Below are 18662 nucleotides of genomic sequence, written 5' to 3'. Positions count from 1 at the left end.
GTAACGAATCGGCCCAAAGGGGAACGAACCATGTCCGAACCGACCTACGAGCAAATCGTCTCGGAGCTCCACAGCAAGCGCCCCATCACTCTCGCCCCCGGACCCCGCCTGGACGCCGAGAAGCACGGCGCCCTCCCGCTGCCGCCGAGCACGGTGTGGGACCTGCCGGGTGGCACCGCCTGGGTCTACTACGGCGAGGGACACTCGGGGCTCACACGGCCCGTGATCTTCGCCGACGGATTCAACACCGGGCCGAGCAGCCTGGACTTCTCCTGGGAAATCATGGAGTTCGGCGACTACGCGCTCATCAGCGAACTGCGCCGCCGGGGACACGACGTCATCATTCTCGGCTTCCATGAGCGCAGTGCATCGATTCTGGACAACTCCCGGACCGCGCAGGCCGCGATCCTGCACGCCATCGCGGAGCGGCAGGGCCACACTCCACTGGCCGTCGGCGGGTTCAGCATGGGCGGGCTCGTCACCCGGCACGCGCTGGCCAAGATGGAGAGCCAGGGCATCGACCACCAGGCCTCTCTCTACTTCTCGTACGACAGCCCGCACCGCGGCGCCTGGATCCCGATCGCGCTGCAGGCGTTCGCGCACTACATCAAGGATCTCGACAGCCGGTTCTCCGACCAGATCAACAGCCCGGCCGCCCGTCAGCTGCTGTGGCGGCACATCGAGAAGTGGGACGGGACGCCGGACCAGAGCGACGAGCGCACCACGTTCCTCTCGGAGATGGAGGCCATCGGCCAATGGCCGCGCCGGCCCCGGCTGATCGGTGTCGCCAACGGCGTGGCCGACGGCACCGGCACCGATGCGCAGGCCGGCGAACTGGCCCTGGAGGGCAAGGGTCTCTCGGTCGTGGGCACCAAGCTCTACACCCAGTCCCCGGGCGACAACGAACTCGTCGCGAAGCTGCGGGTGGTGACATTGAAGACCAACGAGGTGCGTACGTCGGGGCTCCCGTCGGTCGACGGCGCACCCGGCGGCTCGCTGGAAGGGTTCGGCATCCTCGCCGACGGGCTCAACGCCCTCAGCCCCATCCTCGGGTTCAAGACCGACGTACGTATCCGCTCGCACTGCTTCGTGCCGGCCGTCAGCGCCGTCGACGTAGGCGATCCGGACACGGACGCGGAGCTGTACAAGGACATCTCCGCGCTCCCGCCGAATACCGGCGGGCTCGACGAGTTCAAGCTCGCGTCCCGCAACGAGGGGCACACCCTCGTGACGGAGGAGCTCTGCACCTGGCTCCTCGACCGGCTTCCGTAGTTACGCAGTTCCGTCGTGCGGGGTATCACGCGCTCACGGTGCTCCGGCGGGCATCGTGGGTGCGTCCACCGCTCCGCCCTGTACAGAAACGACATCGACCCCCGGGACCTGCTGGTCCCGGGGGTCGATGCGGTAAAGCTGTACAGGAACTACCGATCCGTCAGGATCAGAAGTCCATGTCACCGCCCGGCATGCCGCCCGGAGCGGCCGCAGAGGCCTTCTCCGGCTTGTCGGCGATGACGGCCTCGGTGGTGAGGAACAGCGCGGCGATGGACGCGGCGTTCTGCAGGGCGGAGCGCGTGACCTTCGCCGGGTCGAGAATGCCCTCGGCGATCATGTCGACGTACTCGCCGGTCGCGGCGTTCAGACCGTGGCCGACAGCCAGGTTGCGCACCTTCTCGACGACGACGCCGCCCTCGAGACCACCGTTGACGGCGATCTGCTTGAGCGGGGCCTCCAGCGCCAGCTTGACGGCGTTGGCGCCGGTCGCCTCGTCACCCGAGAGCTCCAGCTTCTCGAAGACGGCCGAGGCCTGGAGCAGAGCCACGCCACCACCGGCGACGATGCCCTCCTCGACAGCGGCCTTGGCGTTGCGCACCGCGTCCTCGATGCGGTGCTTGCGCTCCTTGAGCTCGACCTCGGTCGCGGCACCGGCCTTGATGACGGCCACGCCGCCGGCCAGCTTCGCGAGGCGCTCCTGGAGCTTCTCGCGGTCGTAGTCCGAGTCGGAGTTCTCGATCTCGGCACGGATCTGGTTGACGCGACCCTGAACCTGGTCGCTGTCACCGGCACCGTCGACGATCGTGGTCTCGTCCTTGGTGATGACGACCTTGCGGGCGCGGCCGAGCAGGTCGAGACCGGCGTTCTCCAGCTTGAGGCCGACCTCCTCGGAGATGACGGTGCCACCGGTGAGGATGGCGATGTCGCCGAGCATGGCCTTGCGGCGGTCACCGAAGCCCGGGGCCTTGACGGCGACGGACTTGAAGGTGCCACGGATCTTGTTGACGACCAGGGTCGACAGGGCCTCGCCCTCGACGTCCTCGGCGATGATCAGCAGCGGCTTGCCGGACTGCATGACCTTCTCCAGCAGCGGAAGGAGGTCCTTCACGTTGCTGACCTTGGAGTTCACGATCAGGATGTACGGGTCGTCGAGGGACGACTCCATGCGCTCCATGTCGGTGGCGAAGTACGCCGAGATGTAGCCCTTGTCGAAGCGCATACCCTCGGTGAGCTCCAGCTCCAGACCGAAGGTCTGGGACTCCTCGACGGTGATGACGCCTTCCTTGCCGACCTTGTCCATGGCCTCGGCGATGAGCTCGCCGATCTGGGTGTCGGCGGCGGAGATGGAGGCGGTCGAAGCGATCTGCTCCTTGGTCTCCACGTCCTTGGCCTGCTCCAGGAGGGCGGCGGAGACGGCCTCGACGGCCTTCTCGATGCCCCGCTTGAGGGCCATCGGGTTGGCACCCGCGGCGACGTTGCGAAGGCCCTCGCGGACGAGAGCCTGGGCGAGAACGGTGGCGGTGGTCGTACCGTCGCCGGCGACGTCGTCCGTCTTCTTGGCGACCTCCTTGACCAGCTCCGCACCGATCTTCTCGTACGGGTCCTCCAGCTCGATCTCCTTGGCGATGGACACACCATCGTTGGTGATCGTGGGGGCGCCCCACTTCTTCTCAAGGACGACGTTGCGACCCTTGGGGCCAAGGGTGACCTTGACGGCGTCGGCGAGCTGGTTCATGCCGCGCTCGAGACCGCGCCGGGCCTCCTCGTCGAACGCGATGATCTTGGCCATGTGAAGTGGTCCTCCCGGACAGGGGTGGATTTCTCCGGACCGAGTGGCGCCCGCGACGGACGGCCTGCGTGACCGGTGGTTCCTTGCCCCACCGGACCTGCGGGCCTCACCGGCCCGGTCCAAGTTCTGTCACTCTCACCTGGAGAGTGCTAACGCCAATGATTAGCACTCGACCCCCTGGAGTGCAAGCGTCCCCCTCGGGATGTGGACAACGACAGCCACTCACGGGTGGCCGCGGACGCGGACGCGCGGAGGGCCCGTACCCCAGGGGTACGGGCCCTCCGTGCGTGAGTAGTGTCGTTGGCCGACCGCGTCGAGCTCAGCCGACGGCGAGCTTGACCATGTCCGCCTGCGGCCCCTTCTGGCCCTGCGAGATCTCGAATTCAACTCGCTGACCCTCTTCGAGGGTGCGGTACCCGTCCATCTGGATCGCGCTGTAGTGGACGAAAACATCCGCACCACCGTCGACCGCGATGAAGCCGTACCCCTTCTCCGCGTTGAACCACTTGACGGTGCCCTGAGCCATGCCTAACTCCCCTATTACTGGCCCTTGCACAGGACCGCACTTCGCGGACCCGGGTCAGAACTCACCCCCCGACAGGAGAGGGTGTGTGCGCCGGAACGCGTCGACCGCGGCCGAATGTATCTGCCCAACTGCCCTCTGCAACAGGTCAATCGGACGAGAATTCTGGGCAACACCGAACGCCCGAATATGAGGAATTCATGAGATTCCAGGGCAAGTCGGGCCGGGCAAAGGCGACTTATGGCGCAAGGAGATCGAACACTTTGGCTGCTTCTTGTCGCGGCCGGGCGCATTCTCATATGCGGGCGGCATGGGCAGCTTGGGGGACTTCCCACACTGTACCGCGCTCAACCATGCAGAATTGCCCCCTCCGCTTCTCTCGCGGAGGGGGCAATTCCGATAACGCCGTGAAATCGGACGGACGGTCAGCAGCCGCCTGCCACTGCCGGGATGATCGAGATGCCCGCGCCGTCCGGCGTCGCCGTCTCCAGGCCGCCCTCGAAGCGCACGTCGTCGTCGTTGACGTACACGTTCACGAAGCGGCGCAGCTTGCCCTGGTCGTCCAGGACGCGGGCGGCGATGCCCGGGTGGTTCTGCTCCAGGGACTCGATGACCTGGGAGAGGGTCGAGCCCTCGGCCGGGACCTCGGCCTGACCGCCCGTGTAGGTGCGGAGGATGGTGGGGATGCGGACCTTGACGCTCATGATGGGGTGCCTTTCTTCGGTCTCGGGTGGTCAGCCGGCGGCGAGGCCGGCGGCGCGGAACGCGTCCAGGCTCGGGCGGATCGTCGCGGTCGCCTGCGAGGTGGCGGCCACCGCGTCCAGGGTCTTGAGGCCGTCACCGGTGTTGAGGACGACGGTGGTCAGCGCCGGGTCGAGCAGACCGGCCTCGATGAGCTTCTTCGTCACGCCGACCGTCACCCCGCCCGCCGTCTCCGCGAAGATGCCCTCGGTGCGCGCCAGCAGCTTGATCGCGTCGACGACCTGCTCGTCGTCGACGTCCTCGACCGCGCCGCCGGTGCGACGGGCGATGTCCAGGACGTACGGGCCGTCGGCCGGGTTGCCGATCGCCAGGGACTTGGCGATGGTGTTCGGCTTCTGGGGCCGCACGATGTCGTGACCGGCCTTGAAGGCGGTGGAGACCGGGGAGCAGCCCTCGGCCTGGGCACCGAAGATCTTGTACGGCTTGTCCTCGACGAGACCGAGCTTGATCAGCTCCTGCAGACCCTTGTCGATCTTCGTGAGCTGCGATCCGGATGCGATCGGGATGACGATCTGGTCGGGCAGCTGCCAGCCGAGCTGCTCGCAGATCTCGTACGCCAGGGTCTTGGAGCCCTCGCCGTAGTACGGGCGCAGGTTGACGTTGACGAAGCCCCAGCCCTCGCCGAGCGGGTCGCCGATGAGTTCCGAGCAGAAGCGGTTGACGTCGTCGTAGTTGCCCTCGATGCCGACCAGCTCACCGCCGTACACCGCGGCCATGACGACCTTGCCCTGCTCCAGGTCGTGCGGGATGAACACGCAGGAGCGGAAGCCGGCGCGGGCGGCGGCGGCGCCCACCGCACCGGCGAGGTTGCCGGTGGAGGAGCAGGAGAGGGTGGTGAAACCGAAGGCGCGGGCGGCCTCGACGGCGATGGCGACGACGCGGTCCTTGAAGGAGTGCGTCGGGTTGCCGGAGTCGTCCTTGACGTACAGGCCGCCGGTGACGCCCAGCTCGCGGGCGAGGTTGTCGGCCTTGACCAGCTTGGTGAAACCGGGGTTGATGTTGGGCTTGTCCGCGACATCGGCGGGGACCGGCAGCAGCGGCGCGTAACGCCAGATGTTGTCGGGTCCGCCCTCGATGCGCTTCTTCAGCTCCTCGGGGGAGCCGCTCGGCAGGTCGTACGCCACTTCGAGCGGCCCGAAACAGGACGCGCAGGCGAAAATGGGGCCGAGCTCGAAACGCTCGCCGCACTCGCGGCAGGAAAGCGCCGCGGCGGGTCCGAGGTCGACAGCTTCGGCGGAAGAATCGGTGCTTACTGCAACGGTCTGCACGGCCATGATGGCGGAGGCCCTTTCTCCTCATCTTCCTTGCGACGCGTTTCGCCACAAGACGGAATTGGCACCTTCCCCACCGTGACCTCGCGGTCGGCAGGAGGGTTGCCGGGACTTCAACGGGCCGTTCCCTCAGTCCCTCTGGATGAGCGCTGTGGCACTGGATCATCGATCCAGGCATTTATTGGCGGACTGACCCCGACATGCGACGGCCATCCGCGTTGTTCAAGACTGTAACCGAAGCACCGGACAGTTGAGATAGTCGTCCGAACCGCGAGATGGATCACATACAGGGAGTATCGACCGTGCTGGAAGAGGTCGAACGCTGGCTGGCCAGGCGTTCCTGGTCGGCCGCCGACCGCCCGCTGGACCGCATCCTGGCCGCCAAGGCCAGGGACCCGCGCCGCGGGAGCGTGAGCGTCGTACTGCCCGCGCTGAACGAGGAGGCGACGGTCGGCCGGATCGTCGCGACGATCCGGCGCGAGCTGATGGAGAAGGTCCAGTTGGTCGACGAACTCGTGGTGATCGATTCCGGTTCCACGGACGCCACCGCGAAGGTGGCCCGGGAGGCCGGCGCCCGGGTGGTGCACCGGGACGAGATACTCCCCCGGATACCCGCCGTGCCCGGCAAGGGCGAGGTGCTGTGGCGGTCGCTCCTGGTGACCGGCGGTGACATCGTCTGCTTCATCGACGCCGATCTGAAGGACTTCTCGGCGGACTTCGTCTCCGGCATCGTCGGCCCGCTGCTGACCGAACCGAACGTGCAGTTCGTGAAGGCGATGTACGACCGCCCCTTCGGCGACACCGCAGGTCAGGGGGGTCGCGTCACCGAACTGGTGGCCCGTCCACTGCTCAATCTGCACTGGCCTCAGCTGGCCGGTTTCGTCCAGCCGCTGGGCGGGGAGTACGCAGCACGCCGCTCCCTCCTCGAACGGCTGCCCTTCCCCGTCGGCTACGGAGTGGAACTGGGCCTCCTGGTCGATGCGCTGCACACGGTGGGTCTGGACGCGCTGGCCCAGGTCGACGTAGGGGTGCGCAAACACCGTCACCAGGACGGGCAGGCGCTCGGCCGGATGGCGGCGACGATCTACCGGACCGCTCAGCTCCGGCTGTCCCGGGGTCACTTGGTGCGGCCTTCGCTCACCCAGTTCGAGCGCGGCGAGGACGGCTTCGTGCCGCGCACCCATGCGGTGGACACCGAGGAGCGCCCCCCGATGCGCGAGATCGAGGAGTACGTTTCGCGCCGGGCGGCCTGACTTCGCACGTTTGGGCCGTTCGTGATCCGGCTAGATTTCGCAACATGGTCTCCGCGTACGAAGCCCAGTCCGCTGCCCAGATCCTCGTTGCGTCCAACCGCGGCCCGGTGTCGTACACCCTCGCCACGGACGGATCGCTCGACGCGAAGCGCGGCGGCGGCGGGCTCGTCTCCGGGCTGAGCGCCGTCAAGGACAAGCTGTGGGTGTGCGCCGCGCTCGGTGACGGGGACCGGGAGGCGATCCGGCGCGGGGTCGGCGAGCAGGGCGTACGGATGCTCGACATCGACGCGGCCGTCCACGCGGACGCGTACAACGGCATCGCGAACTCGGTGCTCTGGTTCGTCCACCACATGCTGTACCAGACGCCGCTGGAGCCGGTCTTCGACGCGGAGTTCCGGCGGCAGTGGGCGTCGTTCGAGACGTACAACCGGGCCTTCGCCGAGGCGCTCGCCGAGGAGGCGGACCAGGGTGCGGCGGTGCTGGTGCAGGACTACCACCTGGCGCTGGTGCCCGGCATGCTCCGCGAGCTCCGCCCCGACCTGCGGATCGGCCACTTCTCGCACACCCCGTGGGCCCCCGTCGACTACTTCCGCCTGCTTCCCGACGACATCGCCGAGCAGCTGCTGCACGGCATCCTGGGCGCGGACCGGGCGGCCTTCCTGACCCGGCGCTGGGCGGACGCGTTCATCGGCTGCTGTACGGAGATCCTGGGCGGCACCGGCCGGACCAGGATCGGGGTGCACGGGCTCGGCGCGGACGCGGACTTCCTGCGCGGGCGCGCACACGAGGCGGACGTGGACGAGCGGATGGCGGCGCTGCGGGAGCAGGTCGGCCCCGGCCGGAGGACGATCGTACGAGTGGACCGAACGGAACTGTCCAAGAACATCGTGCGCGGCCTGTTCGCGTACCGCGAGTTCCTCGAAGAGCGGCCGGAATGGCGTGAGCGCGTCGTCCATGTCGCCTTCGCGTACCCCTCGCGGCAGGATCTGGCGGTGTACCGCGACTACACGGCCGAGGTGCAGCGGGTCGCCGACGAGATCAACGCCGTGTACGGCACGGCGGGCTGGACGCCGGTCGTGCTCCACGTCAAGGACGACTTCGCCCGCTCGCTCGCCGCGTACCGGCTGGCCGACGTGGCGCTCGTCAACCCGATCCGCGACGGCATGAACCTGGTCGCCAAGGAGGTCCCGATCGTCTCCGACCACGGCTGCGCGCTGGTGCTGTCGCGGGAGGCGGGGGCATACGAGGAGCTGGGCAGCGACGCGGTCGTGGTGAACCCGTACGACGTGTCCGCGACGGCGGCGGCGCTGCACGAGGCTCTGACGATGGCGGACGACGAAAGGGCCGCACGCACGGAGCGGCTGGCCGCGGCGGCGGTGGCGCTGCCGCCGCAGCAGTGGTTCCTGGACCAGTTGGACGCGCTGCGGCAGGAGGCTTGAGAACGAACCCGTCCGGCGACTGAGGACACGACGTGGCAGCGCCGGGCTCAGCTCGCGCCCCCCGTGGCCGGATGAGGGCCTGCCCCGGTCCTTGGGCAGGCCCTCGACTGCACGCCTAAGCCTGCTGAGGCGCGGACGCAGGCACTATCGGGGACAGCGTTTGGTGGCGCCGCCGTCGTCCAGGTGACCCCCGTACATCCAGCCGAGGCTCCGGCCGGAAGCGGGGTCCCTCACCCACGTCCACTTGCTGCCGTATCGGTTCTTGGTGTAGCAGTCGTACGAGACCTTGGTGCGCTGGGAGACGTCCCCGACCTTGGTGCAGGCGCCGTACGGTCCCGTCCGCGCAGCTGCGTAAGCGGGCTTGACCTTGCCGGAACCACGGTCGACGTTGCGGTGCGGCCAGTGGGCGTTGCCACAGGTGACCGCGGACTTGGCAGCGGCGCCGGCCCCGGCGGGCAGAGCGTTGACCGCCGGTGCGGCTGCCGTACCCAGAACCATCACGGCGCCCAGCACCGCTCCGGCGAAGACGGAATGTGTTCGCATGGTTGTTCCTCCTCGGCTTTGGTTCGATGCGCCCCGGCCCACCCCCGTGCACGGCCGGGACACTTCCTGCGACGGTCAGGCGACGACGTAGAGCTTCTTGGGCCAGCCCATACGGTCCAGCCGCGAGAACAGGTCCTTGATGTCCCGCGGGTTCAACTTGATGCAGCCGTTGGAGAAGTAGTCGTTGGGGTTGCTGTTGGTCCACTTCTCGGATTCGACCTTTCCCTGCTGCCCGTTCGGCTTCATCTCGCTGTGGATGAACAGTTCGGTGCGCTTGGTGCGTCCGTTCTTGCAGACCTTGTCCGAAAGCTTGATCACGAGGCCGTTGATGATGCCGTCGAAGTTCTTGCGGTGCCACTGAATGGCGTACGGGTGCCGGGCGTCGGCGTTGGGCAGCCATCCCCTGCCGACCGTGCACTCGTTCGTGACCTGCCCGGACCCGGCCTTCCATTGCTTGATCACCTTGTCGCGTCCGGGCACCCGCTTCACCAGCTCCAGACGGGAGTTGGTGACCGTTCCCTTGTTGAAGCGCAGGTAGTGGGCATCGGTGACGGCGGCCGATGTGCCTCTCTCCTCTCGCGCCTGCGCCGACGGTGTCGACGTCGCGCTCAGTCCCGCGGCAAGGACGGTGGCAAGGACGAACGGTACGACGTGTGCATTCAGGTTCACTGGAGCCCTCCTTATGGGCAGCTGGTTGCGGAAGCGTTCATCCATCGCGTCTGTTCGACCTCGATGGGGAAGGCCGCATGCGGATGAGGCGTTGCTCAGGCGTCGCAGCCTGTCGTGGGAGATCCGAAGCAACGCGAAGGAAGCCTTGCCGGTCAGCGCGTTCTCGCGTCACCCGAAATGCTCGGGGGCGGGCAAGACCGAGTAGGCAGGGGGCTGCGGGCGACCGTGGTTTCGTCTCCTTCTCTCTCAGTGCCGCGGCCACATGTGTGGCACCCCAAAAGCAACTCGCCACAACAGCCGGCCGCCCGTCCTCAGTCCGTGCGCCGCGACTGCTTCGACCGCAATCCTGCTCGCGCACGACACGGCCGGCCAGCCTTTTCGGTCCTGGCCGAAGCGCCTCACCGGGACCGGCTCCCACACGAACTCACCAAGCAGCAGCCGGACTTGAAGGTTCCTTGCGACCGCAGGAAGAAAGAGAAGACTGGTGGTTCGAGGACAGCACGAATGAAAGGTTCTACATGCTGCGTATCCACTTCACATCGGAAGACCTCGCCAGGACGAGAATCCTGACCACCTGGGGACCCCTCGGGGAGACGCTCTTCAGCCTGACGACCCTGCGGCAGAGCAACACCGAGGCGCTGTACGGGGGATGGCGCCGACGCGTATCCCGCGCATCGGAAGCACCCACTCACCCTGCCTCGGCGCTCTTCTGCGGCGGGGCCCTGGACCTGTTCACCGTCACCGGGCCCGCCCAGTCGATGGAGGAAGGCCTGGAAGCCCTCAGGGCAGCCCGCCCGGACCACGTGCGGGACGAACTCGCAGGGGCTGTCGCCGCCCTCGCCTTCTACTCCGGGCTCACCGCTCCTTGGGCCAAAACGTCGTGGGCGGACGTCGGCCACGACCGTGCCGCTCGTCAGGAACTGGTGCGCTTCCTCCACGACTATCACCGCGTCGCCGTGGCCCCCCACTGGTCGCGCATACAGTCACGACTTCAGTCGGAACAGACCAGCCACGCCCGCATCCTGGCGAATTCCGGTGTCGAGGCAATGCTCGCGGGGCTGCCGCCGGGCTTCCGCTGGCGCTCTCCGGTACTGGAGATCGGACGCGGCGCGCTGACCGGGGAGGTCACTCTGGGCGGCCGAGGTCTCACGCTGGTGCCTTCCGCCTTCTGCCACACACGGCCCATCACTTACACCAGCGCGACGGACGACCAGGCCCCGGCCGTGCTGTTCATCCCCGTCATCCGCAGCGTTTCCGACTCTGCCGGCATGTTCACCGAGCCCGGGAGCGGAACCCACCGCGCCTTGGCCGCTCTCCTCGGACGGACCCGCGCCCAAGCTCTCGACGCCATCAGCCGCGCCCCCTGTACCACCGGACGGCTCGCCGAACTCCTCTCGGTCTCCCCGGCCACCTCCAGCGAGCACGCCACAGTGTTACGACAGTCCGGACTCATCTCCACCACCCGCCACGGCAGCGCCGTCCTGCACGCGCTGACCCCCCTCGGTTCCGCCATGCTGAACGGCCGTCCGGATCTCGCAGACCCCGCTCATCGTCGTTGAGGATGCCTGTGTCCCGGTACTGGACGGGTTGCGAATGCGATCGTGCGGAACTCCAGGTGTGACCTAGAGGTGTTGTGCCAGGGCCGAGAGGAAGCCCACCACGGCCCCCGGGCCGTTCAGCAGCAGATCGGCCCGCTCGGCCAGTTCGGGCACTTCCGCGCTGCCGCTGCAGACCAGCAGGCCCGGGGTGCCGTCGGGGCCCTCGGTGCGGAGCTTCTCCACGGCGGCGTACGCGGCGAGGTCACCCAGGTCGTCACCCGCGTACAGAACGGACTCGGCGTCCAACTCCCGTACGTACTGCGCGAGCGCCACACCCTTGTCCATGCCCGGCGGGCGCAACTCCAGGACCAGGCGGCCCGGTTCGACGATCAGCCCGTGCCGGGCGGCGAGCTCGCCGAGGGGGCCGCGCAGGGCCTCGAACGCGGCCTGCGGGTCGGCGGCGCGGCGGGTGTGGACGGCGAGCGCCCGGCCCTTCTCCTCGATCCAGGTTCCGTGCCACGAATCGAACCGGTCGAGCACGCCCGGGAGTTCGGCGCGGACCGCGGCCACACCGGGGTGCGGGGCGGGGGCGTGGACGGTGCCGGAGACGGCGTCCCAGCGTTCGGCGCCGTAGTGGCCGAGGACGACGAGGTGGTCGAGTCCCGGTACTCCGGCGAAGCCGCCGTGCCGGACCGCGACGCCGGCCGGGCGGCCGGTGATCACGGCGATGGAGGCCACTTTCGGGGCGAGCGCGACGAGCGCGTCGACGGCGCCGGGGTGGGCGCGGGCCTGTTCCGGGTCCGGGACGATGTCGGCGAGGGTCCCGTCGAAATCGAGCGCGACGACGGCACGGTCCGGGCGCGCGAGGATCGCGGCCAGGGCTTCTCGGCCGAGTGGGGTGGTGGGGGTCGGGAGCTCGGACGGGATCTCGCTCGGCGCGGGTACGTGCGGATTGCTGCCCATGGGGCCGAGCCTATAGGCGTACCGCCGGGCACAGCCATGGGCGACGTGGCATACGGGCGGCGTCCGAGCGTGACGGACCGCAGCGGCCGGCTGTCGCGCGAGTGCGAAACTTCAACCGGACAAACAACCCCAGATCTACACATAGCGCTTATGGAGCGCGGACAGCGATCAAGGCACCAGTCCCCCGTCCCACCGGGAGCAACCCTGATGCGCGCGTCTCTTGTCCTCTGCACGGTGATGGCGGGTCTCCTGGCAGGCGCCTCCTCGAGCCGGAAACCACCGATGTGGACCTCCCGGGCCTGGCCCTGCCGCTGACCGGCGAAATGCAGACCGAAGGGATGCGCCGGGCGCCGGCCTTCCGCTGCCGGGTGCCCGTGTGGTTCCTGGACGCGGCAGCCTGGACCACGAAAGTCTTCGTCGAGGCGCTGCGCGTCACCGGCACCGCGGAACCCGTCGTGATCACCGTCTCCCGCTGAGAGGGTGCGGGTTCAGCGACGCCCCCGCTTCGCGTCGCGGACCCGGCGCAGGCGGTTCACCGTCACCGGGTCCTCCTCCAGCGCGCGGCGGTCGTCGAGGAGCGCGTTCAGCAGCTGGTAGTAGCGCGTGGGCGAGATGCCGAGCCGTTCGCGGATCGCGCGCTCCTTCGCCCCGGGCCCGGCCCACGACTGCCGTTCGACGGCGAGCACGGCACGGTCCCTGGCGGAGAGGCCGACGGAGCCGTCCGTGTCGTCGGGGCCATTCGCAGGGGCGGTCATATCAGCCAACATATCGCCCGGCCGGAGAGCCGCCGCCCGTCACTCCGCTTCCTCAGCCGCCCTCGCGTCCTGTGCGATCTTCCCCAGCACGCTCTCGGGGCTCTCGTTCGGCGCGAACGCGTTGCCGATGTTCTCCTTGATCGACTCATTGACCCGAGCCCAGGACGTCTTGCCGACCGGGTAGAACTCCGAGTTCGGCAGCGCGGCCAGGAACTTCCGCAGCGGCTTGTACTCGGGATCGGACTCCATCGCTGCGGAAGCGCTGTCGGTGACCGGCAGCAGGTCGTACTCGTCGGCGAAGTCGATGACGTTCTTGTCGGTGAACAGATAGTCGAGGAACTTGCCCGTCTCCACACGGTGGCCGCGCTGCTTGAAGCCCATGATCCAGTCGGCGACGCCCATCGACCCCTTTGTGGGGCCGTCGATGCCGGGCAGCGGCACCATGCCGACGGAGACGCCCTTCTTCTCGGCCTCCTGCATCAGCGTCGGGTGACCGTTCAGCATGCCGACCTTGCCGCGCGTGAACGCGTCGAACGCCTTGCCCCGGTCGAGCTTGCCGGGGGCGACGGGGCCCACGAGGCCCTTGTCGACCAGGTTCGTCTTCAGCCAGTCGAACGTCTTGACGTTCTCGACCGAGTCGATCTCGTACGAGCCGACGTCACCGATGTAGCCGCCGCCCCCGCTGAGCAGCCACATCATGGCCTCGGCCTGGGACTCCTCCGGACCGAGCGGCAGCGCGAGCGGGTACGTCACACCGCGCTGATCGAGCACCGCCGCGTCGTTGCGTATGTCGTCCCAGGTCTTCGGGGCATCGAGGCCCGCCTGTGCGAAGAACTTCTTGTTGTAGAAGAGCAGTCGGGTGCTGGCGACGAACGGCAGTCCGTACTGGGTCCGGTCCACGCTGCCCGCGTCGGCGAGGTGCGGCAGGAAGTTGGCCTGGGTGGGGATGCTCAGCATCTCGTCGGCCCGGTAGAGCTTGCCGGCCTTGGCATAGTCGGCGTACGCGCCGATCTGGGCGATGTCGGGGGCCTGCCCCTTCTTCACCATATCGGCGACCTTGCGGTCGACGTCCTTCCACGAATAGACGCTGACATCGACCTTGATGCCGGGATGGGACGCTTCGAAGCCCTTCACGAGCCCGGCCCAGTACTTCTTGGAGTTGTTGGCCGCGCTGTTGCCGTAGTCCGCCGCGACGAGCTTGAGGGTGACATCCCCCGATTCGCTGCCGCCGCATCCCGATAACGTTGCCGTCAATCCCAGTGCGGCCACAGCCGCCATCAGTCCCAAGTAGCGCCGCTGCACAGCCCAGTTCCGTCCTCGTTCATTTGCGTCATCCGCGCCGGCCACGTCCTCGTGGGGGCCTCCGGATGAACTGCGATCCTCCCCCGAGCGCTCGTCGAAGGTCTACACCATCGGCGTATCGCTTTGGCAACGCACCGGGACCCGCGCCCGGTTGACGCCCGAAGGCATTGCCCTTGACCTGCGCCGACTGCTAAGTAGGTTTCGGCGCAAGGCTCTTCATGGTCCAGACCTTTGCTCCGCTGCTGTGCCGCACCGCCCGCATCGTTACCGTTCCACGCCGCAAGGAGCCGTCCAGCATGTCCCGTACCGCATCAGAAATTGCCACCCAGCCCGACTGCTGGCGGCGTGCCGCAGAGGCGGGGGCAGCGTTCGACGGGCTGCCGCGGCCGGGTGAGCGGGTCGCCGTCACCGGGTGCGGCACCTCCTGGTTCATGGCGATCGCGTACGCGGCGCTGCGCGAGGCGGCCGGTCAGGGCGAGACGGACGCATATCCCTCGTCGGAGTTCCCGGCCGGGCGTCCGTACGACCGGGTGGTGGCGATCACCCGCTCCGGTACGACGACCGAGGTGCTGGAACTCCTCGGCGAGCTGCGCGGCAGGGTCACCACCGTCGCACTGACCGCCGACCCGAAGACGCCGGTCATGGACGCCGCCGACACGGTGGCCGTACTGGACTGGGCGGACGAGGAGTCGGTCGTCCAGACCCGCTTCGCCACCACCGCGCTGGCCTTTCTGCGGGCCGGCCTGGAGGCGTCGGGTCCGCTTCCGGCCGGGGTGAAGACGGTCGCCGCCGCCGCGGTCGACGCGGAGCTCGCGGTGACGGAGCCGCTGGACGAGGCGGTGGTCTCGGCCGAGCAGTGGACGTTCCTGGGGCGCGGCTGGACGTACGGCCTGGCCCAGGAGGCCGGACTGAAGATGCGTGAGGCGGCGGGCGCCTGGACGGAGTCGTACCCGGCCATGGAGTACCGCCACGGCCCGATCTCGATCACCGGACCGCACCGCGTGGCATGGGTGTTCGGTCCGCTGCCGGAGGGACTCGCCGGCGATGTGGCACAGGTGGGCGGCACACTGGTCGCGCATGCCACCGCGGACCCGATGGCTGATCTGATCCGGGCCCAGCGGCTGGCCGTCGAGCTCGCGGAGTCGAAGGGGTACGACCCGGACCACCCGCGCAATCTCTCGCGCAGCGTGATCCTTTCGTCCTGAGCCCGCTGTTCCGGTCCACTGCCGCGGGGCCGCGGGCGCGATTTTGTATGGATACGCAACAAACCGCGAGAGTGGACTAGACCTATTGGGGTCCGTCGGGCGAAACTGTTTCCCGTGAAACACGTCATCGCCCTCGATGTGGGCGGCACCGGAATGAAGGCCGCACTGGTCGGGGCCGACGGCGCCCTGCTCCACGAGGCGCGGCGGGCAACCGGCAGAGAACGCGGTCCCGATGCCGTCGTGGAGTCGATCCTCACCTTCGCCGCGGACCTGCGGGCGTACGGCGAGGAGCACCTCGGCGAAAGCGCTGTCGCGGCCGGTGTCGCCGTGCCCGGCATCGTCGACGCCGAGAACGGGATCGCGGTCTACGCCTCGAACCTGGGCTGGCGCGACGTACCCATGCGGGAACTGCTCGGCAAGCGGCTCGGCGGTGTCCCCGTCGCACTCGGCCACGATGTGCGCACCGGTGGACTCGCCGAGGGCCGGATCGGCGCGGGCAAGGGCGCCGACCGCTTCCTCTTCGTACCGCTGGGCACCGGGATCGCCGGGGCCATCGGCATCGCGGGCACCATCGAGTCCGGCGCGCACGGGTACGCGGGCGAGATCGGCCACATCGTGGTCCGGCCGGACGGCCCCGACTGCGGCTGCGGCCAGCGCGGCTGTCTGGAGACCCTGGCGTCCGCCTCCGCGGTGACCCGGGCCTGGGCCGCGGCATCCGGCGATCCGACGGCGGACGCCGCGGACTGCGCGAAGGCCGTGGAGTCGGGCGACCCGGCGGCCGTGGAGGTCTGGCGGAACGCGGTCGACGCGCTCGCCGCCGGACTGGTCACCGCGCTGACGCTGCTCGACCCCAGCACGCTCATCATCGGTGGCGGTCTCGCCGAGGCCGGGGAAACCTTGTTCACACCACTCCGTGCGGCCGTCGAGGAACGTGTCACGTTCCAGAAGCTGCCCCACATCGTCCCGGCGGCCCTCGGGGACACCGCCGGATGCCTGGGCGCAGGGCTGCTCGCCTGGGATCTTCTCTCCACGGAGGTATCCGCCTGATGGCCAAACGCGCAGACAGCACAGTTCTCGCAGGTGCCCGGGTGGTGCTTCCCACCGGGACCGTCGAGGACGGCCGGGTGGTCGTCGAGGGCACCCGGATCGTCGGCGGTGCGGCGGAGGGCGCCCGGACCGTCGACCTGAGCGGCCATTGGGTGGTCCCGGGCTTCGTCGACATGCACAACCACGGCGGCGGCGGCGCGTCCTTCACCTCCGGCACCGTCGACGAGGTCCTCACCGGTATCCGCACCCACCGCGAGCACGGCACCACCACACTGGTCGCCTCCACCGTCACCGGCGAGATGGACTTCCTCGCCCAGCGGGCCGGTGTCCTGTCCGAGCTGGTCGAGCAGGGTGACCTGGCCGGTATCCACTTCGAGGGGCCGTTCATCTCACCGTGCCGCAAGGGCGCGCACAGCGAGGATCTGCTGCGCCACCCGGACCCGGCCGAGGTCCGCAAGCTGATGGACGCGGCGCGCGGCACCGCGAAGATGTTCACGCTCGCCACCGAACTCCCGGGCGGCATCGAGTCGGTGCGGCTGCTCGCCGAGCACGGGGTGATCGCCGCGATCGGGCACACCGACGCGACGTACGAGCAGACCGTCGAGGCGATCGACGCGGGCGCCACCGTCGCCACGCACCTGTTCAACGCGATGCCGCCGCTCGCCCACCGCGAGCCCGGCCCGATCGCCGCCCTCCTGGAGGACGAGCGGATCACCGTCGAGCTGATCAACGACGGTACACATCTGCACCCCGCCGCCCTGGAGCTGGCCTACCACCACGCGGGCGCCCACCGCGTCGCGCTGATCACCGACGCCATGGACGCGGCCGGCTTCGGCGACGGCCGGTACCAGCTCGGCCCGCTCGCGGTCGAGGTCAAGGACGGCGTCGCCCGGCTGGTCGAGGGCAACTCGATCGCGGGCTCCACGCTCACCCTGGACACCGCGTTCCACCGGGCCGTGACCATCGACAGGCTCCCGGTCGGCGATGTCGTGCAGTCCATCTCCGCCAACCCGGCACGGCTGCTCGGCGTGTACGACAAGGTCGGCTCGCTGGAGCCGGGCAAGGACGCGGACCTGGTGGTCCTGGACGCGGACTTCGCGCTCAAGGGCGTCATGCGCAAGGGCGAATGGATCATCGATCCACAGATCGGTTGATTTGGCCCGTTATTGACAGTGGGTCGAATACGTAACGAAGAGACGGCGGTTGGTCCGGAGGTCTGGGCCGACCGCCGCCTCTTTGACATGATCGCCTGGGAAACAGGCAGAGAAAGCGCATTCCGTCCAAGGATTCGCGCTCCAGAGCAGGGATCGAGGGAGCGGCCGCAGTGATCCTCACGGTCACACTGAATACGGCACTCGACGTGACGTACGGCGTCCCGGAGCTCGTCCCGCACGCCAGCCACCGCGTCAGCGACATGTCCGAGCGACCCGGTGGCAAGGGCCTCAACGTGGCCCGGGTGCTCTCCGCCCTCGGCCACGAAACGGCGGTCACCGGCTTCGCCGGGGGCTCCACCGGAGCCGTGCTGCGCGAACTGCTGGCCGGCCTGCCGTCGCGGGACGCAAACACGAAGGCCGAAAACGGCGCCACGCCCGCCGCCGCGCCGATCACCGACGCCCTCGTCACCGTCGCCGGGAACACCCGTCGCACGATCGCCGTCGTCGACCGGGCCACCGGCGACACCACCCAGCTCAACGAACCCGGCCCGCTCGTCAACGCCGACGAATGGACCGCCCTCCTCGGCCGGTACGAGGAGCTCCTCACCGGGGCCGACGCCGTCGCCCTCTGCGGCAGCCTGCCGCCCGGCATCCACGTCGGCGCCTACGCCGAACTGGTCCGCCTGGCCCGCACCGCCGGCGTGCCCGTGCTCCTGGACACCAGCGGCGAACCGCTGCGCCGCGGCATCGCCGCCCGCCCCGACCTGATCAAGCCCAACGCCGACGAACTCGCCCGGCTCACCGGCTCCCGCGAGCCGCTGCGTGCCACCCGCGACGCCCGCCGCCGCGGCGCGCACGGGGTCGTCGCGTCACTGGGTCCGGACGGCATGCTGGCGGTCACCCCCGACGGCGTCTGGCAGGCGTCCCCGCCGGCCAAGGTCCTGGGCAATCCGACCGGTGCGGGCGACTCCGCGGTGGCCGGGCTGCTGTCCGGCCTCGTCGAGGGCCTGAGCTGGCCGGACCGGCTGCGGCGGGCGGTGGCACTGTCGACGGCGACCGTGCTCTCGCCGACGGCCGGTGACTTCGACCGCGCGGCGTACGAGGAGCTGCTGCCGCGCGTCGGCATCGAGGAACACTCAACGGCGGCCTGAGAGGCCGCGCCCGTCCCGAACCCGCC

Annotated in this window: 18 protein-coding genes and 1 riboswitch; of the genes, 9 read left to right on the top strand and 9 right to left on the bottom strand. The window is 69.0% G+C overall.

Annotated features, from left to right (window positions below; translation table 11 throughout):
- The first annotated feature begins 30 nt into the window (after nt 1–30).
- On the top strand, nt 31–1272 hold the full coding sequence (locus tag IEZ15_RS34740) for an esterase/lipase family protein (RefSeq protein ID WP_189280902.1): 1242 nt from the start codon (nt 31–33) through the stop codon (nt 1270–1272).
- Between the two features lie 166 nt (nt 1273–1438).
- On the opposite strand, the gene groL is transcribed toward IEZ15_RS34740, so the two are convergent.
- The 4 genes from groL to thrC form a co-directional block, all read right to left on the bottom strand.
- Nucleotides 1439–3061, bottom strand: coding sequence for a chaperonin GroEL (gene groL, locus IEZ15_RS34735; RefSeq protein ID WP_093540313.1), 1623 nt, complete (start codon nt 3059–3061; stop codon nt 1439–1441).
- Nucleotides 3062–3380: 319 nt separating this feature from the next.
- Entirely contained in the window at nt 3381–3587 is a 207-nt protein-coding gene (locus IEZ15_RS34730) for a cold-shock protein (protein WP_003967346.1), read from the bottom strand.
- Between the two features lie 422 nt (nt 3588–4009).
- Nucleotides 4010–4288, bottom strand: a complete 279-nt coding sequence (locus IEZ15_RS34725) for a MoaD/ThiS family protein (protein ID WP_072487929.1) — start codon at nt 4286–4288, stop codon at nt 4010–4012.
- 30 nt (nt 4289–4318) lie between these two features.
- Entirely contained in the window at nt 4319–5620 is a 1302-nt protein-coding gene (gene thrC, locus IEZ15_RS34720; RefSeq protein WP_189280901.1) for a threonine synthase, read from the bottom strand.
- 18 nt (nt 5621–5638) lie between these two features.
- Nucleotides 5639–5766, bottom strand: a riboswitch (SAM riboswitch).
- Between the two features lie 153 nt (nt 5767–5919).
- Here thrC and IEZ15_RS34715 point away from each other — a divergent pair.
- The gene (locus tag IEZ15_RS34715; protein ID WP_189280922.1) at nt 5920–6870 is read left to right on the top strand and encodes a glucosyl-3-phosphoglycerate synthase; all 951 of its coding nucleotides are present in this window, start codon (nt 5920–5922) and stop codon (nt 6868–6870) included.
- A gap of 44 nt (nt 6871–6914) precedes the next feature.
- Nucleotides 6915–8309 (top strand): alpha,alpha-trehalose-phosphate synthase (UDP-forming), encoded by a 1395-nt coding sequence (locus IEZ15_RS34710; RefSeq protein ID WP_189280900.1) that lies wholly within the window; start codon nt 6915–6917, stop codon nt 8307–8309.
- Nucleotides 8310–8453: 144 nt separating this feature from the next.
- Here IEZ15_RS34710 and IEZ15_RS34705 read toward each other — a convergent pair whose 3' ends face one another.
- Together IEZ15_RS34705 and IEZ15_RS34700 are read right to left on the bottom strand one after the other, a co-directional pair.
- Nucleotides 8454–8852 (bottom strand): hypothetical protein, encoded by a 399-nt coding sequence (locus IEZ15_RS34705; RefSeq protein WP_189280899.1) that lies wholly within the window; start codon nt 8850–8852, stop codon nt 8454–8456.
- Nucleotides 8853–8927: 75 nt separating this feature from the next.
- A complete protein-coding gene (locus IEZ15_RS34700) occupies nt 8928–9521 on the bottom strand; it encodes a L,D-transpeptidase family protein (protein ID WP_189280898.1) in 594 nt (197 codons plus the stop codon).
- A gap of 518 nt (nt 9522–10039) precedes the next feature.
- Between IEZ15_RS34700 and IEZ15_RS34695 the strand changes: the two genes are divergently transcribed.
- Entirely contained in the window at nt 10040–11080 is a 1041-nt protein-coding gene (locus IEZ15_RS34695; RefSeq protein WP_189280897.1) for an ArsR/SmtB family transcription factor, read from the top strand.
- Nucleotides 11081–11143: 63 nt separating this feature from the next.
- Here the strand turns inward: IEZ15_RS34695 and otsB are convergent, their stop codons facing one another.
- Entirely contained in the window at nt 11144–12022 is an 879-nt protein-coding gene (otsB, locus tag IEZ15_RS34690; protein WP_189280896.1) for a trehalose-phosphatase, read from the bottom strand.
- A gap of 284 nt (nt 12023–12306) precedes the next feature.
- On the opposite strand from otsB, the gene IEZ15_RS34685 reads away from it, so the two are divergent.
- Nucleotides 12307–12498, top strand: a complete 192-nt coding sequence (locus IEZ15_RS34685) for a hypothetical protein (RefSeq protein WP_189280895.1) — start codon at nt 12307–12309, stop codon at nt 12496–12498.
- A gap of 12 nt (nt 12499–12510) precedes the next feature.
- Here IEZ15_RS34685 and IEZ15_RS34680 read toward each other — a convergent pair whose 3' ends face one another.
- Nucleotides 12511–12777: a DUF3263 domain-containing protein gene (locus IEZ15_RS34680; RefSeq protein WP_189280894.1), complete on the bottom strand. Its 267-nt coding sequence runs from the start codon at nt 12775–12777 to the stop codon at nt 12511–12513.
- Between the two features lie 39 nt (nt 12778–12816).
- Nucleotides 12817–14079, bottom strand: a complete 1263-nt coding sequence (locus IEZ15_RS34675; RefSeq protein WP_444545165.1) for an ABC transporter substrate-binding protein — start codon at nt 14077–14079, stop codon at nt 12817–12819.
- 296 nt (nt 14080–14375) lie between these two features.
- On the opposite strand from IEZ15_RS34675, the gene IEZ15_RS34670 reads away from it, so the two are divergent.
- The 4 genes from IEZ15_RS34670 (at nt 14376) to IEZ15_RS34655 (ending at nt 18636) form a co-directional block, all read left to right on the top strand.
- Nucleotides 14376–15284, top strand: a complete 909-nt coding sequence (locus IEZ15_RS34670; RefSeq protein WP_189280893.1) for an SIS domain-containing protein — start codon at nt 14376–14378, stop codon at nt 15282–15284.
- Nucleotides 15285–15398: 114 nt separating this feature from the next.
- Nucleotides 15399–16331, top strand: a complete 933-nt coding sequence (locus IEZ15_RS34665; protein ID WP_189280892.1) for an ROK family protein — start codon at nt 15399–15401, stop codon at nt 16329–16331.
- The gene (gene nagA, locus IEZ15_RS34660) at nt 16331–17485 is read left to right on the top strand and encodes an N-acetylglucosamine-6-phosphate deacetylase (protein ID WP_189280891.1); all 1155 of its coding nucleotides are present in this window, start codon (nt 16331–16333) and stop codon (nt 17483–17485) included. Before IEZ15_RS34665 ends, nagA begins: the two co-directional genes overlap by 1 nt.
- A gap of 170 nt (nt 17486–17655) precedes the next feature.
- The gene (locus IEZ15_RS34655) at nt 17656–18636 is read left to right on the top strand and encodes a 1-phosphofructokinase family hexose kinase (RefSeq protein ID WP_114245819.1); all 981 of its coding nucleotides are present in this window, start codon (nt 17656–17658) and stop codon (nt 18634–18636) included.
- Nucleotides 18637–18662: the final 26 nt, after the last annotated feature.

Source organism: Streptomyces atratus (assembly GCF_014648655.1).
Lineage (GTDB): Bacteria > Actinomycetota > Actinomycetes > Streptomycetales > Streptomycetaceae > Streptomyces > Streptomyces atratus.
This window is presented reverse-complemented; position numbering and strand designations above follow the sequence as displayed.